The 18,908-nt window shown below is 43.3% G+C and carries 16 protein-coding genes; 10 read left to right on the forward strand and 6 right to left on the reverse strand.

The window, feature by feature from the left end:
• Window positions 1–4 precede the first annotated feature (4 nt).
• From ACF3OH_RS00685 to ACF3OH_RS00705, 5 genes are read left to right on the forward strand one after another with little or no spacing between them, the layout of a single operon-like run.
• Entirely contained in the window at window positions 5–1,057 is a 1,053-nt protein-coding gene (locus tag ACF3OH_RS00685; protein ID WP_204590069.1) for an ABC transporter ATP-binding protein, read from the forward strand.
• Window positions 984–2,018 (forward strand): ABC transporter ATP-binding protein, encoded by a 1,035-nt coding sequence (locus ACF3OH_RS00690; RefSeq protein ID WP_204590070.1) that lies wholly within the window; start codon window positions 984–986, stop codon window positions 2,016–2,018. The genes ACF3OH_RS00685 and ACF3OH_RS00690 overlap by 74 nt, the downstream gene beginning before the upstream one ends.
• Window positions 2,018–3,622 (forward strand): gamma-glutamyltransferase family protein, encoded by a 1,605-nt coding sequence (locus ACF3OH_RS00695; protein WP_204590071.1) that lies wholly within the window; start codon window positions 2,018–2,020, stop codon window positions 3,620–3,622. Before ACF3OH_RS00690 ends, ACF3OH_RS00695 begins: the two co-directional genes overlap by 1 nt.
• Window positions 3,616–4,215 carry a chromate transporter gene (locus tag ACF3OH_RS00700; protein WP_392455356.1) on the forward strand — a complete coding sequence of 200 codons (600 nt, stop codon included), beginning with the start codon at window positions 3,616–3,618 and terminating at the stop codon, window positions 4,213–4,215. The genes ACF3OH_RS00695 and ACF3OH_RS00700 overlap by 7 nt, the downstream gene beginning before the upstream one ends.
• On the forward strand, window positions 4,212–4,745 hold the full coding sequence (locus ACF3OH_RS00705) for a chromate transporter (RefSeq protein WP_204590073.1): 534 nt from the start codon (window positions 4,212–4,214) through the stop codon (window positions 4,743–4,745). The genes ACF3OH_RS00700 and ACF3OH_RS00705 overlap by 4 nt, the downstream gene beginning before the upstream one ends.
• A gap of 52 nt (window positions 4,746–4,797) precedes the next feature.
• On the opposite strand, the gene ACF3OH_RS00710 is transcribed toward ACF3OH_RS00705, so the two are convergent.
• The 4 genes from ACF3OH_RS00710 to ACF3OH_RS00725 all read right to left on the reverse strand — a co-directional run bounded on the left by ACF3OH_RS00710 (window position 4,798) and on the right by ACF3OH_RS00725 (window position 9,316).
• Complete coding sequence (locus tag ACF3OH_RS00710; RefSeq protein WP_204590074.1) at window positions 4,798–6,171, reverse strand: GntP family permease; 1,374 nt, start codon at window positions 6,169–6,171, stop codon at window positions 4,798–4,800.
• A 69-nt stretch (window positions 6,172–6,240) separates the two neighbouring features.
• Window positions 6,241–7,254 (reverse strand): 4-hydroxythreonine-4-phosphate dehydrogenase PdxA, encoded by a 1,014-nt coding sequence (gene pdxA, locus ACF3OH_RS00715; RefSeq protein ID WP_204590075.1) that lies wholly within the window; start codon window positions 7,252–7,254, stop codon window positions 6,241–6,243.
• Window positions 7,251–8,558 carry a four-carbon acid sugar kinase family protein gene (locus ACF3OH_RS00720; protein ID WP_204590076.1) on the reverse strand — a complete coding sequence of 436 codons (1,308 nt, stop codon included), beginning with the start codon at window positions 8,556–8,558 and terminating at the stop codon, window positions 7,251–7,253. The genes pdxA and ACF3OH_RS00720 overlap by 4 nt, the downstream gene beginning before the upstream one ends.
• Window positions 8,555–9,316, reverse strand: a complete 762-nt coding sequence (locus ACF3OH_RS00725; protein WP_204590077.1) for a DeoR/GlpR family DNA-binding transcription regulator — start codon at window positions 9,314–9,316, stop codon at window positions 8,555–8,557. Before ACF3OH_RS00725 ends, ACF3OH_RS00720 begins: the two co-directional genes overlap by 4 nt.
• A 195-nt stretch (window positions 9,317–9,511) precedes the next feature.
• On the opposite strand from ACF3OH_RS00725, the gene ACF3OH_RS00730 reads away from it, so the two are divergent.
• From ACF3OH_RS00730 to ACF3OH_RS00750, 5 genes are all read left to right on the forward strand, one after another.
• A complete protein-coding gene (locus tag ACF3OH_RS00730) occupies window positions 9,512–9,736 on the forward strand; it encodes a hypothetical protein (RefSeq protein WP_204590078.1) in 225 nt (74 codons plus the stop codon).
• A 22-nt stretch (window positions 9,737–9,758) separates the two neighbouring features.
• On the forward strand, window positions 9,759–11,252 hold the full coding sequence (locus ACF3OH_RS00735; protein ID WP_204590079.1) for a hypothetical protein: 1,494 nt from the start codon (window positions 9,759–9,761) through the stop codon (window positions 11,250–11,252).
• A gap of 298 nt (window positions 11,253–11,550) precedes the next feature.
• The gene (locus ACF3OH_RS00740) at window positions 11,551–12,369 is read left to right on the forward strand and encodes a S1C family serine protease (RefSeq protein WP_392455357.1); all 819 of its coding nucleotides are present in this window, start codon (window positions 11,551–11,553) and stop codon (window positions 12,367–12,369) included.
• A gap of 184 nt (window positions 12,370–12,553) precedes the next feature.
• Window positions 12,554–13,852 (forward strand): diguanylate cyclase domain-containing protein, encoded by a 1,299-nt coding sequence (locus ACF3OH_RS00745; protein ID WP_392455359.1) that lies wholly within the window; start codon window positions 12,554–12,556, stop codon window positions 13,850–13,852.
• 255 nt (window positions 13,853–14,107) lie between these two features.
• Window positions 14,108–15,376, forward strand: a complete 1,269-nt coding sequence (locus ACF3OH_RS00750) for a putative bifunctional diguanylate cyclase/phosphodiesterase (protein ID WP_392455360.1) — start codon at window positions 14,108–14,110, stop codon at window positions 15,374–15,376.
• Between the two features lie 32 nt (window positions 15,377–15,408).
• On the opposite strand, the gene cydC is transcribed toward ACF3OH_RS00750, so the two are convergent.
• Window positions 15,409–17,094 (reverse strand): thiol reductant ABC exporter subunit CydC, encoded by a 1,686-nt coding sequence (cydC, locus tag ACF3OH_RS00755; RefSeq protein WP_392455361.1) that lies wholly within the window; start codon window positions 17,092–17,094, stop codon window positions 15,409–15,411.
• A complete protein-coding gene (cydD, locus tag ACF3OH_RS00760; protein WP_392455362.1) occupies window positions 17,091–18,797 on the reverse strand; it encodes a thiol reductant ABC exporter subunit CydD in 1,707 nt (568 codons plus the stop codon). The genes cydC and cydD overlap by 4 nt, the downstream gene beginning before the upstream one ends.
• Window positions 18,798–18,908 lie beyond the last annotated feature (111 nt).

The following is an 18,908-nucleotide window of genomic DNA, read 5'->3' on the forward strand; positions in this document are numbered from 1 at the left end:
TTCGATGAAGGAGACATTACTTGAAGTTAACAACTTGGTTACTGAATTCCGTACAAAGGAAGGTCCAGTCCAAGCGGTTCGGGATGTCACCTTTTCAGTTCGAAAAGGAGAAACTCTCTGTATCGTAGGGGAGTCTGGTTGCGGAAAGAGTATTACATCTCTTTCCGTCATTGGACTTTTACCTGAAAATGGACGTATTGCTAATGGAGAAGTTCGGTATAAAGGCGAAGCCATCCACAATCTCTCAGCGGAAAAAAAGAGATTGATGCGCGGCTCTGAAATATCGATGATTTTTCAAGAGCCTATGACGGCTTTAAACCCAGTTTTGACGGTGGGCTATCAACTAAGAGAACCACTGATGATTCATCATGGAATGTCGAAGCAACAAGCGACGACTCGTGGTATCGAATTACTGAATCAAGTAGGGATTCCTTATCCAGAAAAGCGAATGAATCAATACCCGCATGAACTGAGTGGGGGAATGCGCCAGCGTGTGATGATTGCCATTGCATTAGCCGGCGACCCGGGGTTATTGATTGCAGATGAACCGACAACAGCGTTAGATGTTACGATTCAAGCGCAGATCTTAGATCTGATTAATGAACTGAAAGACCGTCTGGATATGGGGGTCATGTTTATTACTCATGATATGGGTGTTGTGGCTGAAGTTGCAGACCGTGTGATGGTCATGTATGCTGGCCAAAAAATTGAGGAAGGTCCAGTAGAGGAAATCTTTGATCGACCGAAGCATCCATATACAAGAGGATTACTTGGTTCGGTGCCAAATGTGGATGACCCAACATTTGAGCTTCACCCAATTCCTGGAACCTTGCCAAGTTTGACCGAGCAAATTCAAGGGTGTCGGTTCCACCCGCGTTGTCTATTTGCAATGGACCGATGCCGCCAGCAGGTTCCCCCGGAAGATGACTTAGGGAACGGGCATTATGTAAGTTGTTGGTTAACAAGAGAGGAGGCAGTATCTGATGGTGTTGGCACAAACGACGAAGGAACAGCAACAAGAAGCGAAGACGCCCCTCTTAAAGTTGCACAACGTTAAAAAGTATTTTCCGATTAAAGGTGGTTTACTTAAGCGCGTTCAAGGGCATGTGAAGGCCGTTGAATCCGTTTCCTTTGAACTGATGGAAGGCGAAAGTTTGGGTGTCGTCGGAGAATCCGGTTGTGGGAAGTCCACTCTAGGTCGAACCATTTTAGGATTAGAAGAGATTACAGATGGTCAAGTGTACTATCGTGACCAGGAAATCCAAAATTTAAAACGCCATGAAAAGAAGAAGTTTGTGAAAGAAATGCAAATGATCTTCCAAGATCCTTATGCTTCTTTAAATCCTAGACAGCGTGTAGGCGATGCCCTTGTAGAAGTGTTCTCGATGCATACAAATCTTTCTGCGAAAGAAAAAAGAGATGCTGTCGTAGATCTGCTGAAAGAAGTAGGTCTAAAAGAAGAACATTTTGATCGGTATCCTCATGAATTTAGTGGAGGACAACGACAACGCATCGGAATTGCACGAGCGATCGCATTAAATCCATCGTTTATCATTTGTGATGAAGCGGTCTCCGCGCTCGATGTTTCCGTTCAAGCGCAAGTCTTAAAGTTATTAAAAACCATTCAAGAGAAATATAACCTTAGCTATCTATTCATCTCTCACGACTTAGGTGTGGTACGATATTTCTGTGACCGCGTCTTAGTAATGTATTTAGGAAACAGTGTAGAATTAGCGAAAGTAGAAGAACTTTTTGAAACCCCTCTTCATCCGTATACTCAAGCGCTTCTCTCAGCTATTCCACGCCCATCCGTCCATGCCAACGTGAAACGAGTGCGCTTACAAGGGGATTTACCGAATCCGGCAAACCCACCAAGTGGGTGTCCATTCCATACACGTTGTCCGATTGCCCAAGACGTCTGTGTCCAATCCAAACCAGAATGGCAAGAATATCAACCAGAGCATTTTGCAGCCTGTCATTTTGCAGGAAAGAGTATACTCGAAGGAGCTGACGTATAGTGGATTATTTATACCATCCCTTTCCAGGGAAACGAAATACCGTATTTGGAAAAAACGGCATGGTGGCAACATCTCAACCACTTGCTGCCCAAGCAGGACTAGATATTTTAAAACAAGGTGGAAACGCCATTGATGCAGCCATTGCAACTGCAGCCGCATTGACAGTTGTTGAACCGACATCAAATGGAATCGGTGGCGACGCCTTTGCTCTTGTCTGGGTAAAGGACAAGTTACACGGATTGAACGCTTCCGGACCTGCGCCACAGTCCATTTCTGCTGATAAATTGAAAGAAGCGGGACACAAAAATGTCCCTGTGTTTGGCGTACTTCCTGTGACGGTTCCTGGCGTTCCTGCTGGGTGGGTAGCCCTATCAAAGAAATTTGGAAAGCTGCCGCTAAAAGACGTGTTGGCCCCTGCCATCCGCTACGCAGAAGGAGGGTACCCGATCTCCCCAATCCTCGGAAAGTTCTGGGGCCTTGCGCATAAGAAGTTTAAAGAAACGCATACGTCGGAAGAGTTTGCAGGTTGGTTCGAGACATTCGCGCCATCTGGGGAAGCTCCGAAGATTGGTGAGCTATGGTCTTCATCAGGACATGCATCGACGTTACGTGCGATTGCAGAAACGGAAGCGGAAGCCTTTTATAAAGGTGAACTTGCCGATCAGATGGATACTTTCATGAAAAAACACGGCGGGTATTTATCAAAAGAAGATCTTGCTGCGTATGAACCCGAATGGGTAGAACCGTTATCGGCCAATTACAAAGGCTATGATGTGTGGGAAATTCCTCCTAACGGACAAGGCATGATTGCACAAATGGCATTAAAAATCTTCGAGAAAACAGGTGAAAATCATTGGCAGGATGTCGACAGCTTACACCGTCAAATCGAAGCGATGAAACTTGCGTTCACAGATGGCAAAGCATTTATTACGGAACCGAGTGAAATGCCAGTTGACCCGCAGCATCTGCTTTCAGATGAGTATGCATCGAAACGTGCGAAACTTATTGGTGACGAAGCACTTCAACCGGAACCATACGATCTTCCGCGCGGAGGTACAGTCTATTTAGCAGCGGCAGATAATGAAGGCAACATGATTTCTTATATTCAAAGTAACTATATGGGCTTCGGTTCAGGCATAGTTGTGCCAGGTACAGGGATTGCCCTACAGAACCGTGGGCATGATTTCTCGCTGGATCCGGAACATCCAAACTACTTAAAGCCAGGGAAACGAACGTATCACACGATTATACCTGGATTCCTTTCAAAAGATGGCAAAGCCGTTGGACCGTTTGGTGTCATGGGTGGATACATGCAGCCACAAGGACACTTCCAGGTCGTTGCAAGTACAGTAGACCATCACTTGAATCCGCAAGCGACACTAGATATGCCAAGATGGCAGTGGATTGAAGGAAAGACGATTCATGTCGAACCGGAATTCCCGAACTACTTGGTTCAGGCATTGATTCGCAAAGGACATACAGTACAGGTCTTACCGGATGGAGGAAGTTTTGGACGTGGTCAAATCATTTGGCGAGATCCTGAAACGGGCGTACTCCAAGGTGGGACCGAATCACGGACAGATGGATCAGTCGCTGCTTGGTAGCACGTCAACATGTAAAGACAGCAGATGAACGCTCGACTGGTCGTCTTTACAAAGAACTGGCGCTTGGATTCTTCCGCGTTGGGATCTTCGGATTTGGAGGCGGACCGTCTTCTATCCCGTTAGTTCATACAGAGGCAGTGAAGAAATATAAATGGATGACCGATGACGAATTTGGTGATATCCTTGCCCTCGCCAATACAATGCCGGGACCGATTGCCACGAAGATGGCGGGCTATATCGGGTACCGCGTGGCGGGCATGCTGGGGCTACTGATTGCCCTTGTGGTCAATGTAGTGCCTACAGTCATTGCGGTGATTCTGTTGCTCAACTTATTAGCAGCGTATAAAGATCTACCGGTGGTGACCAATATGGCCAGCGCAGTCATCCCAGTGGTGACTGTCATGCTTGGGGTCCTCGCATGGGATTTTGTGAAAAAATCTGGGGATTCGATTGGCTGGGCAAAAGCCATATTTGCGATTGTCATTGCTTATGTTGCCATGTATGTATTGAACATTCACCCAGCCTTTGTGATTCTTGCAGTGTTTGCACTCATCTTCTCGCCACTTCTCACGAAAAGGAGGAAACGCCTATGATTTACTGGGAACTGTTTCTCGCCTTCTTGATTCCGGGAATTCTCGGGTACGGAGGAGGACCTGCTGCTATTCCACTCGTACAAGTGGAGGTCGTGGATCGCTACGGCTGGATGACCAACCCGGAGTTCTCGGAAATGGTTGCTGCCGCAAACGCGCTTCCGGGACCGATTGCGACGAAGATGGCTGGATTTGTAGGGTATGATCAAGCAGGTGTGCTCGGGGCGATGGTTGCTCTCTTTGCGAGTGTCGGTCCCTCCCTCCTGATGATGATTGTGCTACTAAACATTCTATGGCGCTACAAAAATTCGCCGTATGTGAAAAACCTAACGAAATGGGTTCGTCCGGTTATTGCGGTTCTGTTGGTCGTCCTTACCTTTCAATTCTTTTTTGATTCCTATGAAATAAATGGGGCGTGGATCACCGTGTTTTTAGTGATTGGCGCTTATATCTTATTGGAACGTGTAAAACTGCATCCGGCAGTTGTGATTTTACTTGCTCTTGGATTTGGGGCTGTGACGACGTACATCTAATAGTAAAAAACGCCTTTCCTAAACGGAAAAGGCGTTTTTTGATATACAGATATTAACCAAAGAACATATTGGCGATGAGAAGCATAACTAATGATGTTGCCCAAGCTAAAGTTGTTGGGACTGACCACACCATGATTTGTTCTTTGACATTTTTGATGCCGAGCATGCGGTTGACGACCCAGAACATGGAGTCGTTGAAGTAAGAGAAAATCATGGCACCTAATGCCGCCGCTTGCGCAGCTAATGCTAAGTTCACATCTAGGTTCGCTAAGATCGGTGCAGAGATAGATGCCGCTGTAATCATAGCAACCGTTCCACTTCCCTGGATCAGACGAACCAAAGTAGCAACGAAGAAAGGAATCAAAATGGCTGGAAGCGGTAAGTCTGCAATCACTTGCGCAATATAGTCACCCGCGCCACTTTCACGCAGAACCTGCCCCAACGCACCACCGGCACCGGTAACTAGTAAAATGATACCAGCAGTTGTCATTCCTTCTTCCATACGCTCGAGTGCTTCCTCACGTTTCAAGCGATTCGCTAGAGCATAGATGGCAGCCACTAAACCTAATGCGACCGCAATGACTGGCTTTCCTAAGAAGAGAAGGTAATCAATTGCCCCACCCGAAATCTCGAGTGCGGTTAAAGTGGTATTAATAAAGATAAGAACAATCGGTAATAAAATCGGTAAAATTGATTTGAATAACGACGGAAGCTCTTTTTCACGCTCAGATGAAAGAGCAATAAATTCATCATAGGCAGAAACATTTTCAGGACGGACGAAGCCTAATCCATCTTCACTTGGAATTTGATAGATGCGCTTCCCGACCCATTGAGCATAAAATACGCCTACAATAATAATCGGCACAGCAAAAATTAATCCCCATAAAATCATTAAACCGACATCAACTCCGAAGATACCAGCAACTCCTAATGGACCTGGAGTTGGAGGGACGGCGTGGTGAGTCGCAACGAGACCGATGGCTAAAGCTACACCTAACGTAACAACGGATTTACCTGTTTTTGATGATAAGGCACGTACTAAAGGATTTAAAATAACGAAAGCCGAATCAACAAAAATTGGAATGGATACAATATAACCGGCAATTGCCATTGCCCATTCCTCTTTGCGTTTCCCAACAAATTTGATCAATGTATAGGCAAGCTTTTCAGCGGCACCTGTTACTTCTAAGATTCGTCCCATCATTACACCAAAACCAATAATGATCCCGATGGAAGCGAGTGTATTCCCGAATCCTAAAGATATCGAATCTGCTACATCCAGTGGAGCCATTCCCCCCACTAAACCTGTAATGGAAGCAGCAATGATTAAAGCTAGAAATGCATGAATCTTCGTTTTTAAAACGAGTAAAATAAGAACAGTAACACCTAAAACTAATCCTAACATCATTTGAGTCTCAAGAGTCATCCCCATGTAACCCCTTTCATTTTTAATATATGGGAAGGAAGGGGAGAACCCCTTCCAAGTTCCTACTAGTTAGATAGAATCTGCTGTGAACTTCGGTGCATATGTTGCAGCGAGTTTGATACATTCTTCCATGCTGACACTTGATGCAATGTTCTTCCATGCGATATCGAATGCCGTACCATGGTCAACAGATGTACGAAGGAAAGGAAGGCCATTCGTAATAGAGATCGTACGGTGGAAGTCCGTCATTTTAGCGGCGATGTGCCCTTGATCATGATAAAGAGAGAGGACGGCATCGTATTTCCCGTGTAAAGCTTGGAAGAAGACTGAATCAGCTGGTACTGGACCATGTGCGTCAATTCCATCCGCGCGTGCTGCCTCAATTCCCGGTGCAATTTCATCTAGTTCTTCTCGACCGAAAAGTCCATTTTCTCCACTGTGTGGATTCAATCCAGCTACAGCAAGTTTACGATTTTCAAGACCTAGGCGTTGCAATGCTTTATCACAACGGTTCAAGTAGTCTCTCACACGCTCTTTCGTCATCTGATCAATGGCTTCTTTTACAGATACATGACGCGTCAAGAAGAAGATACGTAAGTCATGCACTTGGAACATAGTTAGTGGGTCTGGCGTGTTTCCAAGGTCCTCTAACATTTCTGTATGTCCAATGTATGGTACATTCGCAGCTTTTAAAGATTCTTTGTTGATTGGTGTAGTTGCCAAAGCAGCGACTTCACCAGCTTTTGCTAGTTCGACAGACTTCTTGATGTATTCAAAAGAAGCTTGACCACATTGTGCAGATACTTGACCAGCCTCCCAAGTAGAAAGGTCAATATTGTTTAAATCTAAAACATTTACGGTTCCGAATTCATATTTCCCCTCTGCAGGTGAGGTTACTGTACGAACAGACAATTTCACGTCTGTTACTTCGATTGCCTTTTCGATGATTTTTGCATCTCCGACGACAAGAGGTTTACATGCATCATAAATTTCTTGTTTAGCTAGAGATTTTACCGTGATTTCTGGTCCAATTCCTGCTGCATCTCCCATTGGGATTGCAATAATTGCGCGTTCGTTTGTCATTCTTCGCCACTTCCTTCTTGGTTTTTAGTTTTTAGAAATGTGAAACATTGATAAATCGATTGTTTATCGCCAACCATTCCGCCTTTCGTGACGACAGAGATGCCATTTAGAAGCCCTCCGATAAATGTGCCATAGGCAGCCAGAGGAATAACTTCGTCTTCAAGACCGATGGCTTCCGCTTGGCTCACGGAACAAATCGCAGCTGTTACATCCCCGCCGCTTGAGAAGGTTCCTCCGATTACATGATTGGTCTGTGTCATAATCTGTGTACTGATAGTTGCGAGGCCTTCTGTAATACGTTTGGCAAGGACGGTTGACGTCACGCCTTCCTTCTGTCCAAGTTCTGTTAAATTGAGCACCTGACCCGATGGTGAATACGTAGTAATAATTAAAACGTCCTCTTGGTTCAAGCGAGTTAAGCCTTCCTTGATGGCACGTTCGATTTCTGTGTCCCAACTTGAAGTTGTGGATGCCAGTTTCTTCACGTCCACATAGACAGGTTTCGCGTTCGTCTTATCAATTAGATAGCGGAGTTGTCTCCCTGTAAGCGGGGTAATGCTTCCAATAGAAAAGATCCACTTTTTTGGAGCTACACTTTGATGTGCCATTAATCTTCCATAAGTTGCTGTAAGGGGACCTGGATCAACAGGTACCCAAGAAATGGTGCTGAGTTCTGCCATCGCTTCCGCAATATGGTCTACTTCTTCGTTCGTTACGGCATCTAAAACAATGATGCGAGAACCTGCTTCCACGAGTTGTTGTAACTTAGGTTTGATTGCAGCACAACCTTGTAAAACAATGTCTAGTCCTACATGAGCTACTGGATGAGAACTTTGCTCACTAAAGAGAGTAGGGACATGCGATTGTGTAATGGGATTCATAGGATCTTTTGCAACATCCGTTTCTTGAACAGGAATACCATCAACTAGTAAGTACCCCCCTGATGTCACTCGACCTGAATCGGGATAGGAAGCCACTACAATAGCTACCGCTTCCGGACCGAGCTCATTTAGTAAGGTGTCCGTCTCGATTCCTAAATTACCTCTAATGGTGCTATCAATTCGCTTTGCGAATATCTGAGCGTCCCAAGCAGCGAGCTTGTGATAGGCATCTTGAACGCGCACTTTTGCTAGTTCTTGATCGACATACCGACTATCTGTGTCGATACAAATGGCGGATACGCCCCCATTTTGAGGGATAGGCCCACCAAAAACGACCGTCGCACTTGAAAATCCATTTTTGGCAAGACGAACACCGGTTGCATTCGCCCCTGTTAAATCATCTGCTATAATTCCAATCTTCATTTCTTCACAACCTTTTTTAGTTCCGCAAGTTCCTTATATTGTGTATAGATCTCTTTCGGTAACGAATCATCTGTAATAATTCCAGTAATCGAAGAGAGGTCACACACTTTCGCGAAAGCTTTCTGATTGAATTTTGACGTGTCTGCGACGAGGTAGACTTGTTCAGCTGCACGAATCATCTCACGCTTTAGTGCGGCTTTTTCAATTGTAGGTGCTGTAATCCCAAAGGAGGGATGGATAGCATGTGCCCCAAGGAAGAAAAGGTCGACATGCAATTCTTTAAGCATTTCTTCGGCATGATTGCCAAATACAGCGCCTACATCATTTTGAACGCGCCCTCCAAGTAGATAGACGTCTAATTTCGAATTCATAAGAACAGCAGCAATTTGGATATCGTTTGTTACCACTGTAAGATGTTCGATATCGGAAAGTCGCTTCGCAATTTCAAGTGTAGTGGTTCCTGAGTCAAGTAATAATGTCATCCCTGGTTGAATGAACGGAATGGCGTGTTCTGCTATTTGTTGTTTCTGTTCAAGCATTTCCAATTGTTTATCAGAAAAACTACGCTCAGACTTTAGTGGATGGGCTAAGGTAGCTCCTCCATACGTACGTATCAATTTCTTTTCGTTCTCTAATTGATCTAAATCCCGGCGAATGGTCATAGAAGACACTTGGAAATGTTCTGTTAACTCAGCGATTTCTAAGGTGCCTTGCTGTTGTAACAATTCCATAATGTGTTTTTTTCTCTTCATAGACATACCGTAACCTCCACCTAATGAAAACGCTTTATTGTTCACTTCAAACATCATTATGTTACCTATGAACATAAAAGTCAATAGCATTGTTCGATAAGAACATTTTTTCTACGATTCTGAGAATGATTCTATTTTTTGAAACAATGTCCATCTTGAATCGTATACACTAGAAATAAGAGATGGAAAGGGGTACCCTCCATGTTTTTCTTGGTGTGTATAACAATCGTGTTTGTACTGCTAGGGATTTTTGCGCTTCGCCACCCAGAAGAGGCAGAGTTTCTCTTCGAGCGCTGGAAATACAAAGAAGATCCGCAGCTGAGTGATGCAGGAAAAGCAGCGATACGTTTTCGAGTATGGATTGGCTTTGGTATCCTCGGAATCTTATGGCTCGTCACTATATTAGAAATCCTTCGTACAAATTAAGGGGGAATGAAAGGAAGGTTGGATGAAGGGGTTTTTGAAGTTTTTGTTGTTCCTAGTCGTCATGGTGTTGTTTTTAGGTGGAAGTGGCTACCTTATTTTTTCGTATGATGAATTGATCGGCATGCTTTGGGGTATTGTGCTTTGGTTTGTGCCATTTGCGATATTTATTATCTCACTTGTCGCTCTTGTCGTTGGCAAATTGCCACGGCTTGGCATTCGTTCCCGTTGGAGCGGGACGGTCGTTCTCGTGACATCGTTAGCGGCCGGACTCGCCATTGTGCTGTTGGCATTCGGCAATGCGTTTGTGATCCAAGCGGGGAATGTGGACGAATCAGTGAAAGAGAAAGTGCGTTGGTATGCGCGTCTGACAGGACAGACGACGATGCAAGATGATTCATACCGAGTAGACGGGAAGTATGCGACGTATTATGTAACAGAAGACAATGAACATAAAGTCGCCATTATGGAAGAATTATTCCCGCGTATGGAAGCGCAGCTTGATCGTTATCTTTCCCCTCTAGCAGAAGGAGAAAAACCAGAGATTGAATTACATAGAAATGCTTCGACTCTTCAGCTTTTAGAAATGGACGGCAATATGGCTGGCGTATATTCAATTATTACGGGGCGCATCGACATGCTTGAGAATACACTGTACTGGGAAAAAATCTTCATTCATGAGTACACGCATTACCGCGTCCACCAGTTCCAATTGCAAGAAGCGGGAAAACACGTAAGGATTCCTCATTGGCTAGAAGAAGGATTTGCCGAAGCAATGACAGGTTCCTTGATGCTTGGACCATTTGATAACTATAAAAATCTCTCGTTTGCAGATGCATCCAGTAAAATCTTGCAAATGAATAATCACACGCAAGATGTCTATACATACGGGCAAATTTTAACGTCGGAATTGATTCATGGAGCGAGCACGGAACAATTTCAAAAGTGGCTTCTCACGGATGACTACGCAGTAATTGAAGAAGAAATTCGTGACCTGTATCAAATCCCAGAAGACGTGACGACACAAAGTTTTCTAATTGACCGTTATGAAGAGACGCTGGCTAAGGATAGAACATATTTTGATCGGACCTATGAAATTCCGGCAAGTGAATGGGAGGAAGAATGGACGGCTTTTCAAGAAGAGGTCTATTTTCCGATGTACGGACAATATTTATCTAGTTTACGCAGATTGGTTCTGGGTGAACTGGACTTCGATGCCGGGGAGAAAATCTTACAGGAACGGTTGACCTATGATTTATCCTATAGTCCTGAAGCTAGTAATTATGATAGGGCAATCATTGTCGCAGGACGAGGGGATTTGGACGGAGCCATTGCCATCTTGGAAGACTCCATGAATGGAGAAATCGAGCTTAAATCATTAGAAACGGAGCACTTACATTCTACTTTAGAATTGTTACGTGAAGATCCGAGTCATCCAGAGGCAATCGAACGCTTAGAAAAACGTGGACTCTACTTCCAAGGCACTGACGAGTGGCTCGAATCCTTACAAACCAACTAATTGTGGACCTGTGCATAAAGCACAGGTTCTTTTTTGAAAAAAATGGCAACTTGGAAATCCAATGATGCGTGACAACCGTTATATAAGAAAGGGGGGAAGACATGTCATTTGAAGAGTTGGTAGAGACATATACATTTTAATCTGACGACCCTGACTATTAAACTGCTCAAGAACTATTCAATAGGTTTATGAATTTGGAAAGGTCGATTGAGAAAGAATTAGAAAAATAAGAAGAATAACCCTATGAAGTATCCTAATATGATTATATAATTTGAAGAAAACGACTGTGAGGAAGAAGATGGATAATCATCAAACATCTGAGAAAGAAACATCACCGTGGAAATCACGCATCAAAGCAACAGGACTAGTTGTCATCGGGGTTCTGTTGGGGCTCAATCTAAGTGGGTTCTATTTTAATGAACAAGAAACGGTGGTTGCCTTACCTGTTTCATCTCAACTAGAAATGAATGGACTGCCGGATTATTCAAGTAACTTTAAAGCCTTAGATCCACTTGTCATGGTGATTGAAGGAGAAACTGGATGGGGCTCTGGATTTTTGTATACGGATGGTGGATACGTGATCACTAATGCTCACGTCGTCACGGATGGTCTAGACGTTACCGTGTGGAACTCCTTCTCACATCCTTCTGACGGAACCGTGGTAGGGATATCTGAATTCATGGACATTGCATTGATTCACGTACCAGATTATGAAGGCAATGAAGGCGTCCCGATTAACCGAGAATTAAATGTTCAGCCAGGAATCCCTATCCTTACAATTAGTACTCCTTACGATAACCAGAACACAGGAGCTGTAGGGTATATCACGGGCCGTAAAAGATCCGTAGAAATGGAAAGTGCGTCAAACTATAACCAATTCATTCAGTTTGATGCACAAGTCGCATCAGGCAGTAGTGGGGGGCCACTATTTGATGCGAAATCAAGTGAAGTAATTGGAGTCATTACGCAAACTGGTGGTGACTTTGGAGAAATCAAATATGCGATTCCTGTAGAAGATGCCTTGTACTTTGTGGATCGTTGGTTAAAGAAACCTATGCAGGCGAAAACCATTGAAGAGGTTCAATCAAACTTGAAACAGCTTTATGAATGGGAATAAATGAAGCCCTTCTTCAAAATAAAGGAAGAAGGGCTTTGTTGCGCATATTTCTATGGTAATAATCATAAATATAATAGAATGTGTCACAAAATACTCACTTTATTTGCGAAAAATTCGATTTTTAAAGGGTATATAGTATATAATCAAACCAATTATTGTTTTTTTGGGAAAAGGGGAAATGGGTATGCAACAATTCTTCGATTCGTATCTATCTGAAGGATTAAAAATGATACGCTTATTTGACTATGTCGATGACTTGGTGTTTTTAATGAAAGTAGAGCCACGAGGAATTTCCTACCAATATATTAACCAAGCTGTAAAAGATATTTTGTTGTTTGATGAATCAAAAATCAACAAAATTCTGCAAGAAGTCATTTCAAATAAAGAAGAAGCTGACCTTCTTCATGCCCAGTACATGCAAGTAGCTACTTCACGAGAACCCGTAAAGTTTATTCATGAACTTGTTAATCCTACCCGCAAATTTATCGGAGACACTACCCTTTACCCTGTCTTAAATGAAGACCGAACATGTTTGTATATTTTAGCGATTGTAAAAGACATCACTGAGAAGTACCAGTTAGAACAAAAACTCCGAGAAAACGAAGAGCGGTATCGACTCATTGCAGAAAACTCATTAGATGTAATTAAATTAATTAGTCCTGAAGGAATTATTGATTATGTGTCTCCTTCCAGTGAAGAAATTGTGGGATTCCAACCATCAGATTATTTAGGTCATCATTTTAGTGAATTTCTAGCTGATGAAGATAAAAATCGAATTGTGCAATCATTTGAAGAAGTCGCACTGCTGGCGAAACCCATTACAGTTGAAGTGAAACACCGTCATCAACAAGGTCACTTTATTTGGATGGAAATTATTGCGACTCCCGTTTTAAAAGATGGGCAAGTGACCCAAGTCGTAACTTCTGCACGTGACATATCTGAACGAATGGAATATCGTGAGAAGCTTGCTAAAATGGCTTTTCATGATTATTTGTCAGGTCTTCCGAACCGCCGCCTATTCGAAGATCGATTAAACATGGCCCTTCGACATGCAAGTCGTCATGGAGAACGTGTTGGGCTGATTTTACTGGACGGACGAAATTTTAAACGAATCAACGACACCTATGGACATGAAGTCGGCGATGAAGTTATCGTGAAGATAGCATCCCGTTTAGAGCAATCAGTCCGGGAAGTTGATACCGTCGCACGTCTTGGAGGAGACGAATTTGCAATTGTGTTACCCGAATTGATTAAAGAAAGCGATGCAATTCGAATTGCAGAGCGTATCGTTCAAGTTTTTGAAGAGCCTTGTGTAATTAATGGATACACTATTGAATTTAAAGTAGACCTTGGGATTGCTGTCTATCCAGACCATACCCAAGATCAGAAAGAACTGATTCGTTTCGCAGATGAAGCCATGTACACAATCAAAGCGGATACAAAATCATCTTACTTTATGTATGGAACAACTACTCTCGTTTAGTCTCTAGTACCTAAGGTCTGACATCTTCAGGCCTTTTTTTATGTATTTATCTTCTATTTACTACAAATCAGCTATCCTTTGATATAATTAGGAGACTAAAAATACTTTCAAGTTGGCAACTAAAAGGTGGGTAGGTATGGAAAACAAAAATCAGACGCACGCATTTGAAACGCATTTTTCAAAACAGGATTTGCAAACGCTACTTTTGGTAAAGACATCACACTGCTCAAAAAACATCAAGAAATGATGCATTATATGGCATACCGTGATAGCTTAACGGGTTTAGGAAACCAACGTCTTTTCAACGAAGAACTAAAGCAAAAGGTAGACCCATCCACTGAGCAAGAGTTTGCCTTATGGATTGTAGACCTTGATCGCTTTAAATTCATCAATGACCATTTAGGGCACGAAGCAGGTGACCGGTTGATCACTTCTTTTTCGGAGAGGTTGAAAGCTGTCATTGGAGATCGTGGTCAAGTGTTTCGCTATGGAGGCGATGAATTTGCTATTCTCACACCGATGGAATCCGAACTTGCCATTAAATTGATGGCTGTAGAGGTTATCTCCGAGCTGACGAAATCGTATGATATCGATGGATTCTCCACTATTTTGACAGCTAGTGTAGGTATAAGCTTCTACCCACGACATGGGAAGGAACAACAGGAGTTGATTCGGGCAGCAGATCATGCGATGTATCACGCCAAAAAGTACGGACGAAATACATTTAAACTGTATAGTTCAGACATTGAAGGATTAGCACATTCTGATTTACGCATGGAAAATCTTTTGCATCAAGCACTCGAAAATAAAGAATTTGTTTTATACTATCAGCCCCAGTACCATGCAAATACAAACAAAATTCATGGAATTGAAGCATTGATTCGCTGGAACAACCCTGAGCTTGGAATGGTTCCTCCAGATGTTTTTATTCCAATTGCTGAAGAAACGGGCGCTATCGTCCAAATCGGAGAATGGGTCATTGAAGAGGCTTGTCGTCAAAATGCAGAGTGGCAAAGTAAGGGTTTTCCGGCAACTCCTATAGCTGTCAACCTCTCTCTTCGTCAATTCTATCAAGCCGATCTTCAAGAAAAAATCAAAGCGATTTTAAAACGAACTGGATTGGGACCCCGCTGTCTGATGCTTGAAATCACAGAGACAATTGCTATGCAAGAAGACATTGCAGCGGAAATACTACGTGACTTGAAAGCGTTAGGAGTACGCATTGCAATGGACGACTTTGGGACTGGTTATAGTTCGCTTCGCTACTTACAGAACTTTTCGATTGATCATATTAAAATCGACAAAGCATTTACAGATAAACTATCGACGAAGGAAGGGCGCGCTATCATCGCCACGATTATTTCTTTAGGCCATCACTTAGATATGACAGTTGTTGCTGAGGGGGTAGAGACACCTTATCAAGTTCATCAGTTACGGGAACTTGGGTGCGATGTCTTCCAGGGCTATTATTACAGTCGGCCGCTCCCTCCTGAAGATTTGATTGAACAATTATTTGGAAAGTAAAAAGCTGCCCTTCGACAGAAGGACAGCTTTTTTCATAGAATGGTACTTTCAATTTGTTTCATTTCATAGAACACACCTTTTTGGGTCATCAGTTCTTCATAGGACCCTTTCTCGACAATCTGTCCATGATCTAGCACTACGATTTGGTCCATTTGTTCGAGACCTGAGAGTTTATGACTGACTAATACAATTGTAGACCCCATACTATGTTTCCACAATTCGTCTGTTAGGTTTTTTTCTGTTTGATAATCTAGACTTGTGAAGGGTTCGTCGAAAAGGTAAATCGCTTTTTTCGTGAGGAACAGACGAGCTAGTGCTAATCGCTGTTTTTCTCCACCTGATAAGTTCTCCCCACGTTCAAACACTGGTTCATCGAGTTCAATTATGAACTGCGCCTTTTCGAGAGCGTCCTGAAGTTCTTGGTCTTGTGCGTTCGGGTTTGCAATCGCCAAGTTTTCTCGAATTGTTCCGTAGAAGAAATGGCTAGTTTGTAACTGAACACCCATCACATTCCATAAGGATTCAGGGTCAAGAGCGGTGAGAGACTGGTGATTCACACGAATGTCTCCACTCGTTGGAAATGCCATGCCTGCAAGTAATTGAAGAAGTGTCGATTTACCAGAACCACTAGCCCCTACTAATGCCGTCCGTGTTCCAGCTATCAATTCCAGATCCAAATTTTTTAAAGTGAATCGGTCGGCTTCTGGGTAAAGATAGTTTACATTTTGTACATGAAGTGAATACGCAGACGCTTGATTTAACTTTTCATAGTGGTGAGGCGGTTGTTCATCTACAACCACTTGAAGTCGGTTCAGTGCCTGACGACTTTCATGAAGATGTCCTGGCACACCGGCAATCGGTACGGCGGTTTCAAACGACGTCAATGCAACAAGTGTCAGCATGGCTAAAAACAGCCCATTCAATTCACCTTGTGCTACTAAGTAAGCACCGACAGCTAATATACCAAACGCTGTTAAGGAAGCAACAGAAGCATTTAATGTCTGACTCCACAATTGCACGTTTCCAACTTGACGTTGTTCGCGTATATACGCCTCTTGTGCTTGTTGCACTGCCTGTTCTTTTTGTTTCACTTGATTGTGCAATTTCAATTCCCGAAATCCGGCAATGTACTCCGCGGCTTCTGTAGCAACAGCCGCCCGTCTCACTAACACATCATTTCTTCTTAGTCTTTCGGAAAATAGTGCCGGTATGACAAGGGCGACAAGCAGAAACCCGAGAATCATAACGAGAGCTAACCAGATTGAGAAGAACAACGTGAAAAACACGGTCGCTAAAAATACGACAGCCGTGACAAGTGGTGGATAGACCACGCGCAAGAAGAAATTCTGAATAATCTCGACATCACTCACAAAGCGGCTGAGTAAGTCACCACTGCGATAGCGTGTGAAAATTTGCGGCACTAGGGGACTCAGCTGTGCAAAGAAGTGCTCGCGAATACGACTGAGCGCTTGAAACGTCACGCGATGCGAAATCAAGCGTTCAAAATATTTACTGGATGATTTCACCGCTCCAAACAACTTAAGAAATGCAGTTAAAATTAAAATCGTATAAAACGGTGGGGACAATGCAGCTTGAGAAATCAAAAATCCACTTTGAGCAAACAACGCAATGGATGTTAATCCACTAACTGCTCCTAGAGCTATGGCAATCGCTACATCTTTTCGTTCTTCTGCCAGTAAGCTAATTAGTTCTTTCATACGTCATCGCCTCCTTCTAATAAAGAAGCCGCATAAGCATTTTCGCGTATCACATGTTCAGGAGGCCCAAAAGCAACAAGACGACCGTCTTCAAGCACAGCGATTTTATCAGCTTTCCGAATGGTTGGTAGGCGGTGGGCAACCGTTATCACAGTGGCCGTTTCAGAAAGGCTCTCCATCGATTGTGATAGGATACGCTCGGTTTTCACATCAAGACCGATAGTCGGTTCATCATAAAAGACGAGAGCGGGCTTCTTGAGAAAGGAGCGGGCTAAAGCAATTCGTTGCTTTTCGCCACCGGATAATCCGCGCCCGCCTTCACCAACCGCTGTTGACCAACCTTGTGGAAGGGTGCTGATCAGTTCTGTTAAACCGGACGCTTCAATAGCGTGCTTCAATTCATCATCGGATGAAACAGTACCCATCTCAATGTTTTCGCGGATTGTCCCTGAAAATAGATAAGGATGTTGAGAGATATACGTTGTCTGATCCCACCAACTGGACTCATCGACTGTATTGCGTTCCTTTCCGTTTACCACTATTGCTCCAGTAAGTGGATCATAAAGTCCGGCTAAAACGCCAAGGAGTGTCGTTTTCCCTTGTCCTGAAGGGCCTATAATAACGAGCCGTTCATTCGGTAGTGCTTCAAGTGCATCAATTTGTAAGGTAAATTCACCACCATATGAGTAAGTAGCCTGGTTTAAATCTAAACGAACCGGATAGCGGAGAGGTGATGAGCCCCACTTCACAGATTTCTCTTTAGCATCCAATTCTTCTTTTAATTTTTCGGCAGCCGCTAAACTCCCACGACCTGTATGGAATGCGGCCCCAAGCTCTTTCAAGGAGTTGTAGTACTCAGGCGCAATTGCTAATACAAAAAATGCTGGAGCAAATGCGAGCGTTTCAAACACGAGCATCTGGAAGCCGATCTCTAGAGCTAGCAATCCAATTCCCAATGTGATGATCAGTTCAATAAAGAACGAGGAAGCAAAAGCGATTTTCAGAATCGACAACGTCGTTTTTTGAAAGCCCGCATTGGTTTCTTTTAGAACAGTAGCCTGTTCTTTGCCGCGTCCGAAAAGCTTTAAGGTTTGAAGTCCTTGCAAGATGTCTAAAAACTTCCCAGAAAAGAATGAGAGCTCTGCCAATTGGCGGTCGGATTTTTGTTGTGTCTTTAAACCAACTAAAATATACGAAATCGGTATAAATGGAGCGGTGATCAACATGATCCATCCGCTGTTAGGATTCACTATAAATACACTAATTAAAATTGCCAAAGGAACAATCGTTGTTTTAATCACTTGCGGAACATATTCTCTGAAGTAGGGATCAAGCTGATCCACGTAATCGATTAATGTCGTTAATTTTTCTCCAGTTTGATTGCGTCCTTTTTCAGATACTGGTTGTTTTGTCCATTTCGATAATAAGTCGTTACGTATCGATTTTCGGACAGTTAATGATAAGTGTAGGCCTAAACGAGCATTGCTGTAGTTTACTACTGAACGAATGAGCAATGCCCCAACTAGAATGACAAGAAAAAAACTAATTTCTTCAAAAGAGACGTCCTGTACAAATACACCATCGACTACTTGCACGATAGCATAGCTTTGTACGATAATAGCTGCGGCTAAAACGCCTGTAAGAAGAAATAGAATGAATAGTACCGTTCGATATTGAAAGGCCCACGCTTGGAGCGTTTTCATTGGCTTCACCTCTTACTCCTTATTATACGGATTCTTCGCTGTCTATACGCTTCTCAGGGCTTAGAAATGGACTAGGATTTGAAGGAACTGTGACAACGAGAAAGCCCCGTT

The sequence above is a fragment of the Chryseomicrobium aureum genome, from assembly GCF_043182735.1.
GTDB lineage: Bacteria > Bacillota > Bacilli > Bacillales_A > Planococcaceae > Chryseomicrobium > Chryseomicrobium aureum.